The sequence below is a fragment of the Enterobacter sp. PGRG2 genome, assembly GCF_030291195.1.
Classification (GTDB): domain Bacteria; phylum Pseudomonadota; class Gammaproteobacteria; order Enterobacterales; family Enterobacteriaceae; genus Enterobacter_D.
The window spans coordinates 2857185-2874815 of sequence record NZ_CP127837.1 but is presented as its reverse complement, the minus strand read 5'-3'; the positions used below and the strand labels follow the sequence as shown (position 1 = coordinate 2874815).

The window sequence follows — 17631 nt, the reverse complement described above, 5'->3', positions numbered from 1 at the left end:
TTAAAATTCAGCAAATTCAGGGATCGGCGGCATACCGCGCGATTCCAGGAAATTCAGCAGACGGCGCGGGGAGACGTTAAGAATACGATCTTCCGGGAAATCGACGTCGTCCAGCACCTTACGGCATTCGGTAAAATCACCCAGCGAGAAGGCGGTGTGGGAATCGGATCCCAGCGCCACCCAGCCTCCCGCGTCACGTACGGCGGCGGCAATCGCCCGGCAGTTGGCTTCGCTGCCTTTACGGGAGTGCAGAAAAGAGGAATTATTGATTTCCAGCGCCACCTGATGGGTGGCGGCGGCTTCGGCAATCGCCTTGATATCCACAGGATACTTCGGGTTCCCCGGATGGCTGATGATGTGCACCTGACCACTGGCCATGGTGGCGATCATCGCTTCAGTGTTAGTCGCCTGATCCTGCGGCGCGAATACCGGCTCATGAAAACCGGCAATGATCAGATCGAGGGCGGTGAGCATTGGCCCGGTGCAGTCGATCTCGCCGTCAGTATTTTTAATATTGGCCTCAATACCCCGCAGGATCCCCACGCCATCCACCACCCGCGGCCAGATACGCATGTTAACAAAGTGCCAGTAGTGCGGCGCATCCGCCATATCGGGGCCATGATCGGTAATGGCAAAAAGCTTGAGGCCTTTGCTTTTCGCGATGGCGATATAGTCATGAAGCGTGCTGTAGGCGTGCGTGCTGGCGACGGTGTGCATATGCAGGTCAACGGGATACATGGCTCTCTCCTCTGGTGATTTCCGCAAGGATAACAAATATCGCCTGCCTTTATAATGAAAACCCGGCGACAGCCGGGCGATCCTCAATAACCGCGAACCCGATTCACTTGCCCGGTTACCGGTTTGCCGGCTTCCAGTTGCTCAATGGTCCAGGCAACAGAGGCGATGGCTTCCAGCGGGCGTGTCACAGCGGCAATGTGCGGCGTCATGCTTACGCGGGGATGCGCCCACAGCGGGCTGGTTTCCGGCAGCGGTTCCTGGCTGAACACATCAAGCATCGCGGCTTTCAGCTTGCCGCGCTCAAGCGCCTGCAACAGATCGGCTTCCACCACATGCGCGCCGCGCGCCAGGTTAATGAAGTAGCTGTCATCAGCCAGCTGGTTGAGCAGATTGAGATTAATAATGCCTTCGGTTTCGGCGGTGCGCGGCAGCAGGTTAATCAGCACCCGCGTACCCCGTAAAAATTCCCCAAGCTCCGCCTCGCCGGCAAAGCTGGTGACGCCCGGCCAGCTCTTGGGACTGCGGCTCCAGCAACGCAGCGGGAATCCCCACTCCAGCAGGCTTTCCGCCACTTTTGATCCCAGTACGCCTGCGCCAAGCACGCCGACGGTAAAATCTTCGCGCTTATACTCCTCCAGCGGCTGCCATTTCGCCTGCTGTTTCAGCGCCTGATAATCATCAAAGCGGCGGAACCAGTGCAGCACCTGGCTTACGGCATATTCCTGCATTTGCAGGCCCATGCCGGTATCTTCCAGCCGAAACAGCGGCACGGACGGCAACAGCATGTCCGGATGCGCTTTCAGTTTGCTCAATATCGCATCGACGCCCGCCCCCAGAGAGAAAACGCCTTTCAGTTCCCTGCCCTGTAGCATTTCAACAGGCGGTTGCCAGACCAGCGCATAGTCAGCGGGATCGTTATCGCCGGGTTTCCATTCGCGAATGCGCGCCTGCGGCAGCGCCCGCTTGAGTTCGGTCAGCCAGTATTGGGTATCAAAGGTCGGATGCCAGAAAAGAATGTCCATATCAACTCCAGATGTTGTGGCGCTGTTACTGGTAAGCGCATGATTTTTAGCCAGCCGCGCGGCTATCTTTGAAGGGGATTTATCAGCGTAGCAGCATAACAAATTTCTTCCTGATGCTGGGGCTATCTGCGTTGATGATAAAAAAATCAATTCCCGCGCGATTAAGAAGCAGGTTGCTGGAAGTTTGTCTAAACGCGCTAATTTATTGAAAAAGTTGATTGACGCTGAGTGAGGATTTCCCTACATTAGCGCCGTCCCAGCAACAACGGGATGACAATATGGTGAGGTGTCCGAGTGGCTGAAGGAGCACGCCTGGAAAGTGTGTATACGGCAACGTATCGAGGGTTCGAATCCCTCCCTCACCGCCATATTCAAGATGAGAGCCTGTACGCAAGTACGGGCTTTTTTCTTTTGTAGTCCCCGGAGAGGGAGGGATGAGAACCCCCGACTGAGGGTTCGACAAATGCGCCTGCGCATTTGGACAGCTGACGAGCCTGCGAGGAAGCTGCCCGCAGGGCGAGCGCAGCGAGTCAATCCCTCCCTCACCGCCATATTTAAAGAAGAGCTCGTACTGACGTACGGGCTTTTTTTGCGTGTATATACCCGCAGGTAATAAAACTGTAGTGATTAATAGCAATCGCTCACTGCTTAACCGAACGCACCGGCAGGCATAAAATTTGCTTGACCGATTTAAGCCGAATCCCTATAGTAGCGCCCCGTTGCCCCCTGCGGGAAGGCAGCAAAACAATATGGTGAGGTGTCCGAGTGGCTGAAGGAGCACGCCTGGAAAGTGTGTATACGGCAACGTATCGAGGGTTCGAATCCCTCCCTCACCGCCATATTTAAAGAAGAGCTCGTACGCAAGTACGGGCTTTTTTTTCGTCCTTATTTTGCCCTACAAAAACCAAAGCCCGGTATCCCGGGCTTTGTCATCAAAAAACTGTCTTAATAGTACGCTTTCAGCGTGCGCTGGCAGAGGGCCGAGCGGACGCAGTCTTCTGTCGTGAAGCGGACTATGCCTACCATTTCATCTTCCTCAAAACGTGCCAGCGCGTCGCTCAGGCCGGACTTAACGCCCGACGGCAAATCGCACTGCGTCACATCACCGTTAACGATGACGGTCACGTTCTCCCCGAGGCGCGTCAAAAACATTTTCATTTGCGCAGCGGTCACGTTCTGAGCCTCGTCAAGAATGACGACCGCATTTTCAAATGTACGTCCGCGCATATAGGCGAACGGCGCGATTTCTACCTTGCCGATTTCTGGTCGCAGGCAGTATTGCATAAAGGACGCCCCAAGACGTTTCAGCAGCACATCGTAGACGGGCCGGAAATAAGGAGCGAACTTCTCCGAGATGTCGCCGGGTAAGAAGCCAAGATCTTCATCGGCTTGCAGGACCGGCCGGGTGACGATAATCCTCTCCACGTCCTTATGAATGAGGGCCTCCGCCGCTTTCGCTGCGCTAATCCAGGTTTTTCCGCAGCCCGCTTCACCGGTCGCGAAAATAAGGGACTTGCTCTCAATAGCATTCAGGTAGTGCGCCTGAGCTTCATTACGCGCGGCAATTGGCGAACTATCACGGCAGTCCCGGGCCATGCCAATTGATTCTACGCCACTCATCTGCACAAGCGAGGTGACCGATTCTTCTTCACGCTGTTTATGACTGCGCGAATCCCGTCTCAGCACACGTTTTGCTTCACGACGAGCTTTGATCACTGCTTTTTGTCTTCCCATGGATAGCACCTTGAGTTGTTGGTTTACATCACACGCGTCAACAGCGACGCGATTATGCGCACGAACGTCTGAGGTTTGGCTTCCTTGTAAGCCATTGCTTGCTTTTGGACATGACGCCGCAGAACGACCAGATAAGACATCTGCCGCATCGGATACATCAGGGATTTCAGAGGGGATGGAAAATAAAGCGGTGAGGAAGTCATTGCCGGTAGAGGATCTACCGCACCGGGATTTGCGGGATGATTTGCTGTTATGTCCGGTACAGGACCTTACCATTCGCGATCTCCATAGTGAAAGGACTCATCACTGCCGGGAACACTGGCTGCTTTCCTTACCTTTCAATTTAGCACAAGTGCAACATTGAGATTACTTTTTTATAACTTCAACCAGCGCTTCCGTGACTAAGAGCATCTGACATTTATATTACAGAAATATAACAATGAGTTGCTCATAGCAAAAAATGATAGTGCTGCGGCGATCCGTAAGGAAGGAACCCTGCCGTGGCCGGCAGGGTTGGCGGCGTCAGGCTTCCAGCAAGCCTTGCGCCAGATAATGATCGGCGTCAGGCACCCCCGGCAGCGCAAAGAAATAACCGCCGCCGATGGGCTTAATGTACTCCTCCAGCGCTTCGCCATTGAGCCGCTTCTGCACCGTCAGGAATCCTTCTTCCAGATCGTGCTGATAGCAGACGAACAGCAGCCCCATATCCAGTTGGCCGGAATTAGTAACCCCCAGCGAATAGCTGTAGCCCCGGCGCATCATCAGGCTGGACCGGGTTTCCGGCGTGCGCGGATTGGCCAGCCGGATATGGCTGTCGAGGGCGATCACATCGCCATCCGGATCGCGGCTGTAGTCCGGCACATCGTGCTCATGCTGCATACCGAGCGGCGCGCCGCTGTGCTTGTCACGGCCAAAAATCGTCTGCTGCTCTTTCAGCGGCGTACGATCCCAGAATTCCACATGGAACTGGATGATGCGCACCGCCTGATAGCTGCCGCCAGCGGTCCAGGCAGGTTCATCCTGACTGGCCTGCACCCACACCACCTCCTTCATCAGCGCGTCATTTTTGCTGTCCGGGTTGGCGGTGCCGTCTTTGAAGCCGAGAAGATTGATCGGCGTCTCCTTGCCTTTACTGCGTGCTGCGTGTGCGGAAATAAAGCCTTCCCGTTTCCAGCGCACGCTGAGCAAGTCCGGCGTGTACTTGATGATGTCGCGCAGGGCGTGGATCACGGTGTCGGCGGTGTTGGCGCAGATTTGCAGCAGCACATCGCCATGGCACAGCGCCGCATCCAGCGAGTCATTCGGAAAGCGTGTCATTTTTTGCAGTTTGCGCGGCGCATGGGCGGCCAGCCCGAAGCGCTCGTCGAACAGCGATTTGCCGAGCGATACCGTGATGGTCAGATTATCCGGCGCGATAAACTCCCCGAGAATACCGGAATCCGTGGGCGGCAGACGCGGGTTCGGCGTGTCCGGCGCCGGGCCGCCGGTGGTCAGAAAGGCGATGCGCTGCGTCAGCAGACGAAACAGCCGCTGCAAATCCGCTTTATCGCTCGCCAGCACGTCAAACGCCACCAGCATCATTGACGCCTGTTGCGGCGTCAGAATGCCCGCCTGATGCGCGCCATAAAAAGGCTGGGTTTCCATGCGCGCATCCGGCGATACCGTACCCGGCGCGCTCTGCGGTTTGGCCGCATGCGCCGGGCAGCCGCCGGTCAGTGCCAGCGCGCCGCCCAGCGCGCCCATACTTTTCAGTAAACGGCGGCGCGACGGCTCGCTCACGCCGTAATCTTCGTCGTGGTTCATTTCTGCTTAATCCAGCCCGAGCACACCGCGCAGCTGCGCCAGATCTTCCGCCAGCGTGGTGATCGGCCCTTTCAGCGCGTTACGATCGGCATCGGTCAGCTTGTCATAGGTTTCAAAACCGTCTTTGGTGCGATATTTCGCGAGGATGGTATCGACCTTTTTGAAGTTCGCATCCACTTTCGCCAGCAGTTCGCTGTTGCCCTTTTGCAGTTGCGGACGCAGCAGGTCAACAATCTTTTGCGCGCCATCAACGTTGGCCTGGAAGTCCCACAGGTCGGTATGGCTGTAGCGATCTTCTTCACCGCTGATTTTGCTCGCCGCCACTTCTTCGATCAGGCCCGCCGCGCCGCCCACCACTTTTGACGGCGGGAACGCCAGTTCGCTGATGCGTTTTTGCAGCTCCAGCACGTCGCTGTTGAGCTGATCGGCGTACTGCTCCATGCCTTTGGTGGAGTTATCGCCAAAGAGCGCTTTTTCCAGACGGTGGAAACCGGTGAATTTCGGATCGGCGGCTTTCTGCTCGTAGTCATCTTCACGGGCATCGATGCTGCCATCCAGATCCGAGAACAGCTCGGCAATAGGTTCGATGCGCTCGTAATGCTGGCGCGTCGGCGCGTACAGGGATTTCGCTTTTTCAATGTCACCGGCTTTGACCGCATCGGTAAAAGCTTTGGTGCCGGCAACCAGACCGTCCATCTCTTTGGTGACATAGGTTTTATAGTCGGTAATCGCCCCGCTCAGGCTGAGCAGCACGTTGCCCTGCGCGGCATCGCCGGTGGCCTGACCTTTGACGATCAGCTTGCCTTTCGGGTTGGTCAGCAGACCACAGGTCATGTCGTATTCGCCAGGCTGTAAGTTGGCGGTCAGTTTCTGGCTGAAGCCTGGGGCGATATTTTCCCGCTCCTCCACCACCATCACGCCTTTGAGGATCTCCCACTCCAGCGCTTTCTGGCTGTGGTTAAGGATCACAAACTGGGTTTTACCGGCGTTTACCGTGAGTGTCATCGGCTCACACTGTTTATCGTTTACCGTGACTTTGACCTGGGGAACATCCGCAGCCTGCGCAGCAAATGCACAGGACAGCAGCGTGGCGATACCCGCCTGTAACGCTGTACGACGAAAATGAAGTGCCATGACCTTTCCCTTAAATAGTATGTTGTAACTAGTTGAGCAAGTTTAAAATAATTACGGCGCCATGCGCGATGGCTGCGTGCCGGTACGGGGGGGCAGCGCAAACAGCACCAGCGCCGGGATCAGATAGATAAACCATACCGCCACTTCGCTGACGCTCGGCGCTTCCTGATAACCAAAAATCCCTTCCAGCAGCGTACCGAACAGCGTATGGGTGCTGAGCGTGTTGCTCATATCGAAAGCCACGTCCTGGAAGTGGTTCCACAGCCCGGCCTCATGAAATGCGCGGATCGCCCCTGCCGACAGCCCGGCGGCCACCAGCAAAATAAACAGGCTGGTCCATTTGAAAAACGCCGCCATATTCAGGCGAACGCCGCCCCAGTAGAGTAAAAAACCGAGCACCACAGCCGTTGCGAGGCCTGCCAGCGCGCCGATCGGCGGCCAGATCCCCACATCCTGCTGGAATGCCGCCAGCAGGAAAAACACCGATTCCAGCCCTTCACGCGCAACGGCAAAGAACACCATCATCACCAGCGCCCAGCCGTGACGGTTCCCCTTCTGCAATGCGGCATCCACCGCCTGCTCCAGCTGCACCCTGACGTTACGCGACACTTTACGCATCCAGAACACCATCCAGGTAAGGATCACCACGGCGATCACCGCCACTATGCCCTCGAACAGTTCCTGCTCTTTTTGCGGAAATTCGCCGGTGGTTTCGTTGATGATAATGCCCAGCGCCAGACAGAGCGCGGCGGCGAGAAAAACGCCAATCCACATCACGCCAAACCAGCGCGCGCGTTGGGTGCGCTTCAGGTAGCTGGCGATCAGGCTGACAATCAGCGCGGCCTCAAGCCCCTCGCGTAACATAATGAGAAACGGGACAAACATGTGGAAAACCCTTAAACGTTATTGACTGTCAACTGATGCAAAGAAAAGTAAAATTTCAATGATAGTGATTATCATTACGGCAAGTGGAAAGACAAGTAAAATCTGATTTGAATAATCACAGAATGTAAATGCTTTGCAGGGTAAGGATCAGGAAGCAGGAAAGCGTGGAAAGGTAACGAAGTAATAGCCCGGCAGCGCAGCGCTGCCGGGTCCCGGGAGGTCACAAATTACAATTAACGGATGCCCTGCGCGGGTGCGCCAGGTTTAGAGTGGTAATGCGCATCCGCTTCCGCGAAGCGTTGCTGCATTGCAGCGGATGGCGCTTTGCCCAGCAGACTGAACACCACAATACCGATACTGCCGAAAATAAAGCCCGGAATGATTTCATACAGGCCGAACAGTTCGAAGTGCTTCCAGACGATCACCGTCACCGCGCCGATCACCATACCCGCCAGCGCGCCGTTACGGGTCATGCGTGACCACAGTACCGAGAACAGCACCACCGGACCAAAGGCCGCGCCGAAGCCCGCCCAGGCATAGCTCACCAGGCCCAGCACGCGGTTTTCCGGATTCGCCGCCAGCGCAATGGCCACCAGCGCGACTACCAGCACCATCACGCGCCCAACCCATACCAGTTCAGTCTGGCTGGCGTTTTTACGCAGAAACGCTTTGTACAGATCTTCGGTAATAGCGCTGGAGCACACCAGCAGCTGACAGCTGAGGGTAGACATCACCGCCGCCAGAATAGCCGACAGCAGAATGCCCGCGATCCACGGGTTAAAGAGGATCTGCGCCAGTTCAATAAATACGCGCTCGGCGTTCTGGTTTACTGCGCCCGCCAGCGACGGGTTGTTATTAAAGTAGGCAATACCGAAGAAACCTACCGCCACGGCACCGGCCAGACAGAAGATCATCCATGCCATGCTGATACGGCGGGCATGAACAATGGTGTGATGGGAATCGGCGGCCATAAAACGCGCCAGAATATGCGGCTGTCCGAAATAGCCCAGACCCCAGCCCATCAGCGAGATGATCGCCACCAGGTTCAGCCCTTTCAGCATATCAACGTTTTCAATGCTTTTTTGTTTGATCACTTCCAGCGAATCGCCAAAACCGCCCACGGAGATAATTACAATCACCGGCGTGAGGATCAGCGCGAAAATCATCAGGCTCGCCTGCACGGTATCAGTCCAGCTTACCGCGAGGAATCCACCGATAAAGGTATAGATGATGGTGGCCGCCGCCCCCGCCCAGAGTGCGGTTTCGTAGCTCATGCCGAAAGTGCTTTCAAACAGACGCGCGCCTGCCACAATGCCTGATGCACAATAGATGGTGAAGAACAGCAGGATCACCAGCGCGGAAATAATACGCAGGACGCGGCTTTTATCTTCAAAACGGCCAGTGAAATAATCCGGCAGCGTCAGGGCATTATTGTTGGCTTCGGTGTGCACGCGCAGACGCCCGGCCACCAGCTTCCAGTTGATCCATGCGCCCAGCGTCAGGCCGATGGCGATCCAGCTTTCGGAGATCCCGGAAATAAAAATCGCCCCGGGCAGCCCCATCAGCAGCCAGCCGCTCATGTCGGACGCCCCTGCGGAAAGTGCAGTCACGAAAGGACCAAGACTACGCCCGCCCAGAATATAATCGTCAAAGTTTTTGGTTGAACGCCAGGCGACAAACCCGATCAGGATCATGCCAAAGATATAAATTAAAAACGTCACCATCATTGGTGTGCTAACTGCCATGAAAAGATCTCCAGATTTATTCGTCGGCAAATAAAATGCTTGCCGCGGGCACCTTCTCCGGAACGTGGAAAAAGCGTCATTGTTTTATGGGGCGACCGTATCCTGCCGGAAGCGTTTCTGAACCACAATCGATTTAACACACCATTCACATCAATTTCATCCCTGTTTTTTGCCTTTTTATTGCCAGGTTGCACTCGCTCACGCTTTTAAAGGTTGCACCTTGAAAAAGTGTTAAGCGCCGCATGTTTTAAGGCGTGAGACGGCGACGCAAGGCCGTTAAATAGCATTACCCTTCATTAACAATTAAGCCATTTATTAGCTTGCTGGCGAGGTCACAATTAACATGGTTGCACAAAGTTGCAACATAGTGGATATTTCAGGTTAACCAATACGGTATGACATCAGAATAAAGGGAGTCACGCACATGGGCGCCACCACCATGGGGGTTAAGCTGGACGATGCAACGCGCGAAAGAATTAAAACTGCCGCCTCACGTATCGATCGTACCCCGCACTGGCTGATCAAACAGGCCATTTTTAATTACCTTGAAAAGCTGGAAACCGAGGGTACGCCAGCGGAGTTTGCTGCGCCTTTTAACGCGGAAACTGCGGAAGCGGAAGAGATTAGTGAAGCCACGGAAGAACCACATCAGCCCTTCCTGGAATTTGCCGGAAACATTCTGCCGCAGTCGGTGACCCGCGCCACCATTACGGCTGCGTATCGCCGCCCGGAAACCGATGCCGTACCTATGCTGCTTGAACAGGCGCGCCTGCCAGAGCCGGTCGCGAGCGCCGCCCATTCGCTGGCTTATCAACTGGCTGAAAAACTGCGTAACCAGAAAACCGCCAGCGGCCGCGCCGGTATGGTGCAAAGCCTGTTGCAGGAGTTTTCCCTTTCTTCCCAGGAAGGCGTGGCGCTGATGTGCCTGGCGGAAGCGCTACTGCGTATTCCGGATAAAGCCACGCGCGATGCGCTGATCCGCGACAAGATCAGCAACGGTAACTGGCAGTCGCACATTGGCCGCAGCCCGTCGCTGTTCGTCAATGCCGCCACCTGGGGCCTGCTGTTTACCGGACGTCTGGTGTCCACCCATAATGAAGCCAGCCTCTCCCGCTCCCTTAACCGCATCATCGGCAAGAGCGGCGAGCCGCTGATCCGTAAAGGCGTGGACATGGCGATGCGCCTGATGGGTGAACAGTTCGTTACCGGGGAAACCATCTCCGAAGCGCTGGCTAATGCCCGCAAGCTGGAAGATAAAGGCTTCCGCTACTCCTACGATATGCTGGGCGAAGCGGCGCTCACCGCGGCTGACGCCCAGGCCTATATGGTTTCTTACCAGCAGGCGATCCACGCCATTGGCAAGGCCTCTAATGGTCGCGGGATCTATGAAGGGCCGGGGATTTCCATCAAGCTGTCGGCGCTGCATCCGCGCTACAGCCGCGCCCAGTACGATCGCGTGATGGAAGAACTGTACCCGCGTCTCAAGTCGCTCACCCTGCTGGCGCGCCAGTACGACATTGGTATCAACATTGATGCTGAAGAAGCCGACCGCCTGGAAATCTCCCTCGATCTGCTGGAAAAACTCTGCTTCGAACCAGAGCTGGCGGGCTGGAACGGCATCGGCTTTGTGATCCAGGCGTACATGAAGCGCTGCCCATTTGTGATTGATTATCTGATTGATCTCGCTGGTCGCAGCCGCCGTCGCCTGATGATCCGTCTGGTGAAGGGCGCGTACTGGGACAGCGAAATCAAGCGCGCGCAGATGGAAGGTCTGGAAGGTTATCCGGTATATACCCGTAAGGTTTACACCGATGTGTCTTACCTCGCCTGCGCGAAGAAACTGCTCGGCGTGCCGAACCTGATCTACCCGCAGTTCGCCACCCATAATGCTCACACGCTGGCGGCGATCTATCAGCTTGCCGGTCAGAACTACTATCCGGGTCAGTATGAGTTCCAGTGCCTGCACGGCATGGGCGAACCGCTGTATGAACAGGTGGTGGGTAAAGTGGCCGACGGCAAACTCAATCGCCCCTGCCGTATTTATGCCCCGGTCGGCACCCATGAAACCCTGCTGGCCTATCTGGTGCGTCGTCTGCTGGAAAACGGCGCGAACACCTCCTTTGTTAACCGCATCGCGGATACCACCCTGCCGCTGGATGAGCTGGTGGCCGATCCGGTGAAGGCCGTGGAAAAACTCGCCGCCCAGGAAGGCCAGGTGGGACTGCCGCATCCGAAGATCCCGCTGCCGCGCGAGCTGTACGCCAATGGCCGCGTCAATTCTGCCGGGCTGGATCTGGCGAATGAACACCGTCTGGCGTCCCTCTCCTCTGCCCTGCTTAACAGCGCCCAGCAACAATGGCAGGCGCTGCCGGTGCTGGAGCAGCCCTGTGAGACGGGCGAACTGACGCCGGTCATTAACCCTGCCGAGCCGAAAGATATTGTCGGCTATACCCGCGAAGCCACTGCCGCCGAAGTGGAGCGCGCGCTGGCAAGCGCGGTGGATCAGGCGCCAATCTGGTTCGCCACCCCGCCGCAGGAGCGCGCGGCGATCCTCGAACGCGCCGCCATGCTGATGGAAGGCCAGATGCAGCAGCTGATCGGCATTCTGGTGCGTGAAGCGGGCAAAACCTTCAGCAACGCCATCGCCGAGGTGCGCGAGGCGGTGGACTTCCTGCATTACTATGCGGATCAGGTGCGCCACGATTTTGATAACGAAACCCACCGCCCGCTGGGTCCGGTGGTCTGTATCAGCCCGTGGAACTTCCCGCTGGCCATTTTCACCGGCCAGATCGCCGCCGCGCTGGCGGCAGGCAACTGCGTGCTGGCAAAACCGGCTGAGCAGACGCCGCTGATCGCCGCGGCTGGCGTGGCGATTTTACTGGAAGCGGGCGTGCCACCGGGCGTGGTGCAGCTGCTGCCGGGGCGCGGGGAAACGGTTGGCGCGCAGCTGACCGCCGACAGCCGCGTGCGCGGCGTGATGTTTACCGGCTCCACGGAAGTGGCGTCGCTGCTGCAACGCACCATCGCCACCAGACTGGATCCGCAGGGACGCCCGACGCCGCTGATCGCCGAAACGGGCGGCATGAACGCCATGATCGTCGACTCTTCCGCGCTCACCGAACAGGTGGTGGTGGACGTGCTGGCATCCGCTTTTGACAGCGCGGGCCAGCGCTGCTCGGCCCTGCGCGTGCTCTGCTTACAGGACGACATTGCCGATCACACCCTGACCATGCTGCGCGGCGCAATGGCGGAGTGCCGCATGGGTAATCCGGAGCGTCTCTCCACCGACGTTGGCCCGGTGATCGACGCCGACGCCAAAGCCAGCATCGAAAATCATATTCAGACCATGCGCGCCAAAGGCCGCAAGGTGTTCCAGGCGGTGTATGACAACCGTGAAGATGCGAAAGAGTGGAACACCGGCACCTTTATTCCGCCAACGCTGATTGAGCTGGAGCGCTTTGACGAACTGACGAAAGAGGTGTTTGGCCCGGTGCTGCACGTGGTGCGCTATCGCCGCGAGACGCTGGACGCACTGATTGGGCAAATTAACGCTTCCGGGTATGGCCTGACGCTGGGCGTGCATACGCGCATCGACGAAACCATTGCCAAAGTGACCGGCAGCGCGCACGTCGGTAACCTGTACGTGAACCGCAATATGGTTGGCGCGGTGGTGGGTGTGCAGCCGTTCGGCGGCGAAGGCTTGTCCGGAACCGGACCGAAAGCCGGTGGCCCGCTGTATCTGTACCGCCTGCTCTCCAGCCGTCCGGAAACCGCCGTGACCACCACCCTCACCCGTCATGATGCCGGGCAGACCGTGGATACGCAGCTGAAAACCCTGCTCGCGCAGCCGCTGGCGGCATTGCAGAGCTGGGCGAAGGACAACCCGGAGTTGCAGACGCTGTGCGCACAGTTTGCTGAACAGGCGCAGAGTGGTACGCAGCGAGTGCTGCCGGGGCCGACCGGTGAGCGTAATACCTGGACCCTGTTACCGCGTGAGCGCGTGCTTTGCCTCGCCGATAACGAACAGGATGCGCTGACGCAGCTGGCGGCGGTGCTGTCGGTGGGCAGTCAGGTGCTGTGGCCGGAAGATGGTCTGCATCGCGATCTGCAAAAACGTCTGCCGCAGGCGGTGACCGCGCGTATTCAGCTTGCCGCGCCGGAAACCCTCGCGGCCCAGGCATTCGATGCGGTGATCTTCCACGGCGATTCCGATCAGCTGCGCGCCTGGTGCGAGCAGGTGGCGGAACGTGAAGGGGCGATTGTCTCGGTGCAGGGCTTTGCCCGCGGCGAAAGCAATATCCTGCTGGAGCGCCTGTGCGTGGAGCGATCCCTCAGCGTGAACACCGCAGCGGCAGGCGGCAACGCCAGTCTGATGACCATCGGTTAAGTTGTGATGAATGCCCGGCGGCGCAGGCTTGCCGGGCCTACGGTATCTACCATTAGATTTGTAGTTTGTAGGTCGGGTAAGGCGAAGCCGCCACCCGACATAACCACCGTTCGATCTGTAGGTCGGGTAAGCGTAGCGCCACCCGACATAAACCCCGTCAGCCCGGGCTTGCCCGGCCATGCCTGACCGTGTAGGCTTTTGTTTTCGCTACTCCGGGAGACATGATGAAACGCACATCCCTCTTTTTTGCTGCTGCGCTGTTAAGCGCCCCTGCGCTCGCGGATGACTGCGCCAGCGCCAGCACGCAGGCCGATCTGAACAGCTGCACCGCCACGCAATATCAGACGGCGGATAAAAAACTCAACGACACCTACAGCACCGCCATGAAACGCGCCGACGCGCCGCAGCGCGAGCTGCTCAAAAAAGCGCAACAGGCGTGGATCACCATGCGCGATGCCGACTGCGCCTTTATCAGCTCCGCCACTGAAGGCGGCAGCGTGCAGCCGATGATCAACAATCAGTGTCTGCATGATAAAACCGTCGAGCGCGAAGCCTGGCTGGCCTCGCTGTTACAGTGTGAGGAAGGCGATCTCAGCTGCCCGCTGCCGCCGGGGAATTAACGCGCGCGGATCCCTTCGATGATCATCCGCTGAACGTTATCCACCGTGCTCTGGAAAAACTCAGCATCCTGTAATGTCGCCCCGGTTACCGCTTCAACCTGGGGCGCAAAATCAGCGTAATGCTGCGTGGCGGCCCAGATCATAAAGATCAGATGATGCGGGTCGACAGGCGCGAGCTTACCGCTCTCCACCCAGCCGGCGATAATCGCCGACTTTGCGTCCACCAGCGCTTTTAAATCTCCGGTCAGCTCCGCTTTCAGCAGCGGCGCGCCCTGCAACATCTCCAGACAGAACAGCCTTGAGGCCTGCGGGTGATCGCGGGAGACTTCCAGCTTCAGGCGGATATACTCTTTGATTGCCACCAGCGGCGCAAAATCTTCCCGGAAGGCTTTCAGCGGCGCCAGCCAGATATCGAGGATCTGTTGCAGTACGGCGACATAAAGCGCTTCCTTCGACGGGTAGTAATAGAGCAGATTGGTTTTGGAGACGCCCGCCTGCTCGGCCACCTGTTCAAGGCGCGTGCCGTGGATGCCCGAGCGGGAAAAGAGCGCCAGCGCCGCAGCAAGGATCGCCGCTCTTTTCTCGCTCACCGCCTGCGACCGTTTACCGCTCTTTTTTACTTCGCCCTGGCTCATTCGCTCACGCCCTTTTTCTTGTTGAACTTCAGCTCGCTGACCAGTACGCCCAGTACGATAAAGACGCCGCCCAGCAGTGCCAGCAGCGGCAGCCGTTCACCGGCAATACGCCCGAATATCCCCGCCCATACCGGCTCGCCGGTATAGATCACCGTTGCCCGCGTCGGGGAGACGCTGCGCTGCGCCCAGTTCATTACCACCTGAATAATGGCGCTGAAAATGCCCAGTCCCAGCCCAACGCCCAGCAGCGCAGGCGACAACGGCGGCACGGATTCCCCGGCGGGGATCATGGCGAAAAATGCCACCAGCGAGGCGGTAGCAAGCTGGATAATGGTCACCCGGCGGATGTCTACTTTTCCGGCCCAGGCGCTGATAAGAATGATTTCTGCAGCGATAGCCACGGCGCTTGCCAGGGTAATCAACTCCCCCTCCCCCGGCACCAGCAGATCGCCCCCTGGCCCGGCCAGCAGGATCAAGCCGGTAAAGGCCAGCAGGATCCCAATACAGGACATCAGCCCCGGTATCCTGCCCAGACACAGCCACTGCAACAGCGGCACCAGCGGAACATACATGGCCGTGATAAAGGCCGATTTACTGCTGGAGATGGTCTGTAAGCCCCAGGTCTGTAAGCTATAACCCAGCGCAATAGACACGCCTATCGCCACGCCCGCTTTCACTTCCAGCCAGGTAACGCCGCGCAGCACCTTCAGCGACAGCAAGGCCACCGCCAGCGCGGCGGTGGCAAAACGCAGACCGACGAAAAAGAACGGCCCGCTCATCGTCACCGCATATTGCACGGCGAGGAAGGTGCCGCCCCAGAACATGGTGATAAGGATCAGCAGGGCTTCCTGCGGTTTAACGGAGAACGAATAGCGGGACAAGAAAGTTTCCATGCGACAACCAGTAATGAAATCAGCGCTGTAGTGTGCGGCGGCGGTTTGCGGAGTTCAACACCGGAAGCAAAAAAAACCGCCCTGCCCCTCGCGTTCCGGGCACGGCGGATAGTGAGATTAACGCAGATTTTTGATGACCTTAACCGTATAGCGACCATCCGGCTGGCGATACGCGCCATGAATATCGGTTTCGAAACCAGGATAATGGTGCGGGTTCATCACCATGGTTGGCAGAGTTTCAAAGGCGTTAAACATCAGCTCGGGCAGACGATGCTGACGGATCAGTGCATGAATGCCGTTGGCGAGCACCTGAATACGCATATTGCCGTAAAACGCGGGCTGCTGATGGTATACCGAAGGCAGCATCTCTTTGACGTGCAGGTTGCGGTCGTAATCGCGTTTGAAATCATTCAGCGCCCGCATCAGACGCAGCGCTTTGGTTTTGTTAATGCCAATACTGAACAGGAACAGCAGATTATAGGGACCGGTTTTCTCGACGATAATCCCCTGCTGATCGAGGTATTTCGCTACAACAGAGGCCGGAATACCCTGCTCCTCCATGTTGCCCAGGCGATCCATACCCGGCGTCAGCAGAGCAGTTTGTGCGTAGACTGGGTTTCGTAGATCACCTTTCCCGGTATCCGGTTACCGCTCATGCCGCAGAGCCCCTGATAAATTGGGCTGAAATTGGTGTAAGGCACCCAGGCAGAATTACGAGCCAGGAGATAATAGACATCGTACCGACTTCGGCGAGTTTAGTGGGAAGCATAATAATACCTGACCCCAGCATATTAACCGCGGTTAATATGGTCAGATGCATGACTCCCATTTTATTTCCGGGATTATTCATCATTCCATCTCTGTATAATAAAAGCTGTGTGTTTATTTAATGATCGTGCCGTAGCGGTTATTATTTTCAGCGCATTGCCCCTCCTTGTTTCAGCGTTAATTGATCAGTGAAGAATCTTCCGCAGACTTGCGGGTGCCATTCAAATAACGACTGGGCCAGATATGTTCCGGCGCAACGCCCAGCGCATCGGCGATAATGCGTTCAGCTTTTGGATAGGCGCGGGATAAGGCATTTTTTAGCGTGTCGGGTTTCAGCCCGGCACGCACAGAGAGTTCACAGATAGAAACGCCCTGCTTGTGCAGCGCGGCGACAATATCTATCCGGTTCCAGTCCCTATGCTCTTCATTTGTAGCCATTATTCGATTAACCTCTTTCTTTTACCCCATGGCATAACCCTATGGGTTGAACTCAATGTAACGAAGCAGACATAGCATTGATCTCTTTTGAGGCGATAAAAAGTCCTGAATCGGATAAATGCGGCACGTCTCGCATATTTTTGGTCGCTTTGCGCATCAACTTGCAGAGTTGTATGAGGCAGGATGGAAGACGATGAAGAATGAACCCCTGACTGGTGATGAAGATACGTCTGTAGAAGGACTGGCCTACCGGCTGCGATTGCTCATCGGGCCACGCAGCACGCGCTCCGTGGCGAAAGCGTGGGATCTCTCTTACTCCACACTTAATAATTACCTCAACCGTGGCACTGAGCCCTCGCTGAGCATGGCGAAAAAAATCGCTGACCGGGAAGGCGTCTCCGTGGAATGGCTGGCCTCTGGCGTACACAAGGAACCACCGGCGTTACTGACCGACAACGGCGAGACGACCCGGGATAATCGCCCTGCGAAGGATCCGCTGGAATTCGCCTGGTCGATGGTTTTTAACTCGCTGGATAAAAATGAAGTGGAGGCGTTGCTGAAAGTCATTCACAAGGAAGGAGTGAAAGGGATCCTGCATGATTCACGGTTGCAGAGTGATTTTGAACAGCAGCTTTATAGCTTATCCACCAGCCAGCGCGAGCGTTTCTACGCACAGGCGTCATCACTGATGGACGAAATAAAACACTCTTACGGTACGAAAGACGAGTAACACGTTACGTTAATGGAGATCGAAACGATCTCCATGAAGATCATTTTGCTTGCATTCCCCGCCCTCCCGGCAGTAAAGTGCCTATCAGCTACCACTATT

At 56.8% G+C, this 17631-nt stretch carries 13 protein-coding genes, 2 tRNA genes, 1 other RNA gene and 2 pseudogenes; 6 read left to right on the top strand and 12 right to left on the bottom strand.

Annotation, left to right across the window (positions count from 1 at the left end; all coding sequences use genetic code 11):
- Nucleotides 1-738 carry a phosphatase gene (locus QRD42_RS12685; RefSeq protein WP_072568103.1) on the bottom strand — a complete coding sequence of 246 codons (738 nt, stop codon included), beginning with the start codon at nt 736-738 and terminating at the stop codon, nt 1-3.
- 83 nt (nt 739-821) lie between these two features.
- Nucleotides 822-1760 (bottom strand): glyoxylate/hydroxypyruvate reductase GhrA, encoded by a 939-nt coding sequence (gene ghrA / locus QRD42_RS12680; RefSeq protein WP_321987272.1) that lies wholly within the window; start codon nt 1758-1760, stop codon nt 822-824.
- Nucleotides 1761-2040: 280 nt separating this feature from the next.
- Here ghrA and QRD42_RS12675 point away from each other — a divergent pair.
- The 3 genes from QRD42_RS12675 to QRD42_RS12665 all read left to right on the top strand — a co-directional run bounded on the left by QRD42_RS12675 (nt 2041) and on the right by QRD42_RS12665 (nt 2599).
- Nucleotides 2041-2128 (top strand) — tRNA-Ser (locus QRD42_RS12675).
- 45 nt (nt 2129-2173) lie between these two features.
- Nucleotides 2174-2311, top strand: a non-coding RNA gene (locus QRD42_RS12670) — RtT sRNA.
- Between the two features lie 200 nt (nt 2312-2511).
- Nucleotides 2512-2599: transfer RNA gene (locus tag QRD42_RS12665), tRNA-Ser, on the top strand.
- A 106-nt stretch (nt 2600-2705) separates the two neighbouring features.
- On the opposite strand, the gene phoH is transcribed toward QRD42_RS12665, so the two are convergent.
- From phoH to putP, 5 genes are all read right to left on the bottom strand, one after another.
- Nucleotides 2706-3494 (bottom strand): phosphate starvation-inducible protein PhoH, encoded by a 789-nt coding sequence (gene phoH / locus QRD42_RS12660; RefSeq protein WP_318364384.1) that lies wholly within the window; start codon nt 3492-3494, stop codon nt 2706-2708.
- Between the two features lie 522 nt (nt 3495-4016).
- Nucleotides 4017-5297, bottom strand: coding sequence for an iron uptake transporter deferrochelatase/peroxidase subunit (gene efeB / locus QRD42_RS12655; protein WP_321987271.1), 1281 nt, complete (start codon nt 5295-5297; stop codon nt 4017-4019).
- A gap of 6 nt (nt 5298-5303) precedes the next feature.
- The gene (gene efeO, locus QRD42_RS12650; protein WP_321987270.1) at nt 5304-6431 is read right to left on the bottom strand and encodes an iron uptake system protein EfeO; all 1128 of its coding nucleotides are present in this window, start codon (nt 6429-6431) and stop codon (nt 5304-5306) included.
- Nucleotides 6432-6482: 51 nt separating this feature from the next.
- Complete coding sequence (gene efeU, locus QRD42_RS12645; RefSeq protein WP_072568098.1) at nt 6483-7316, bottom strand: iron uptake transporter permease EfeU; 834 nt, start codon at nt 7314-7316, stop codon at nt 6483-6485.
- Between the two features lie 233 nt (nt 7317-7549).
- A complete protein-coding gene (putP, locus tag QRD42_RS12640) occupies nt 7550-9061 on the bottom strand; it encodes a sodium/proline symporter PutP (protein WP_318364388.1) in 1512 nt (503 codons plus the stop codon).
- A 424-nt stretch (nt 9062-9485) separates the two neighbouring features.
- On the opposite strand from putP, the gene putA reads away from it, so the two are divergent.
- Together putA and QRD42_RS12630 are read left to right on the top strand one after the other, a co-directional pair.
- Nucleotides 9486-13448 carry a trifunctional transcriptional regulator/proline dehydrogenase/L-glutamate gamma-semialdehyde dehydrogenase gene (gene putA, locus QRD42_RS12635; protein ID WP_318364389.1) on the top strand — a complete coding sequence of 1321 codons (3963 nt, stop codon included), beginning with the start codon at nt 9486-9488 and terminating at the stop codon, nt 13446-13448.
- Nucleotides 13449-13672: 224 nt separating this feature from the next.
- Entirely contained in the window at nt 13673-14068 is a 396-nt protein-coding gene (locus QRD42_RS12630; RefSeq protein WP_321988759.1) for a lysozyme inhibitor LprI family protein, read from the top strand.
- Here QRD42_RS12630 and rutR read toward each other — a convergent pair.
- From rutR to QRD42_RS12605, 5 genes and pseudogenes are all read right to left on the bottom strand, one after another.
- On the bottom strand, nt 14065-14703 hold the full coding sequence (gene rutR / locus QRD42_RS12625) for an HTH-type transcriptional regulator RutR (protein ID WP_321987269.1): 639 nt from the start codon (nt 14701-14703) through the stop codon (nt 14065-14067). The genes QRD42_RS12630 and rutR overlap by 4 nt on opposite strands.
- A complete protein-coding gene (locus tag QRD42_RS12620) occupies nt 14700-15596 on the bottom strand; it encodes a DMT family transporter (RefSeq protein ID WP_321987268.1) in 897 nt (298 codons plus the stop codon). Before QRD42_RS12620 ends, rutR begins: the two co-directional genes overlap by 4 nt.
- Nucleotides 15597-15713: 117 nt before the next feature.
- A pseudogene (locus tag QRD42_RS12615) lies at nt 15714-16309 on the bottom strand (hypothetical protein); the annotation flags it as partial.
- A pseudogene (gene potE / locus QRD42_RS12610) lies at nt 16291-16446 on the bottom strand (putrescine-ornithine antiporter); the annotation flags it as partial. The pseudogenes potE and QRD42_RS12615, both read right to left, overlap by 19 nt.
- Nucleotides 16447-16541: 95 nt before the next feature.
- Nucleotides 16542-16802 (bottom strand): helix-turn-helix domain-containing protein, encoded by a 261-nt coding sequence (locus QRD42_RS12605; protein WP_321987266.1) that lies wholly within the window; start codon nt 16800-16802, stop codon nt 16542-16544.
- A 193-nt stretch (nt 16803-16995) separates the two neighbouring features.
- On the opposite strand from QRD42_RS12605, the gene QRD42_RS12600 reads away from it, so the two are divergent.
- Nucleotides 16996-17532, top strand: coding sequence for a helix-turn-helix domain-containing protein (locus QRD42_RS12600; protein WP_321987265.1), 537 nt, complete (start codon nt 16996-16998; stop codon nt 17530-17532).
- The last annotated feature ends 99 nt before the right edge of the window (nt 17533-17631 follow it).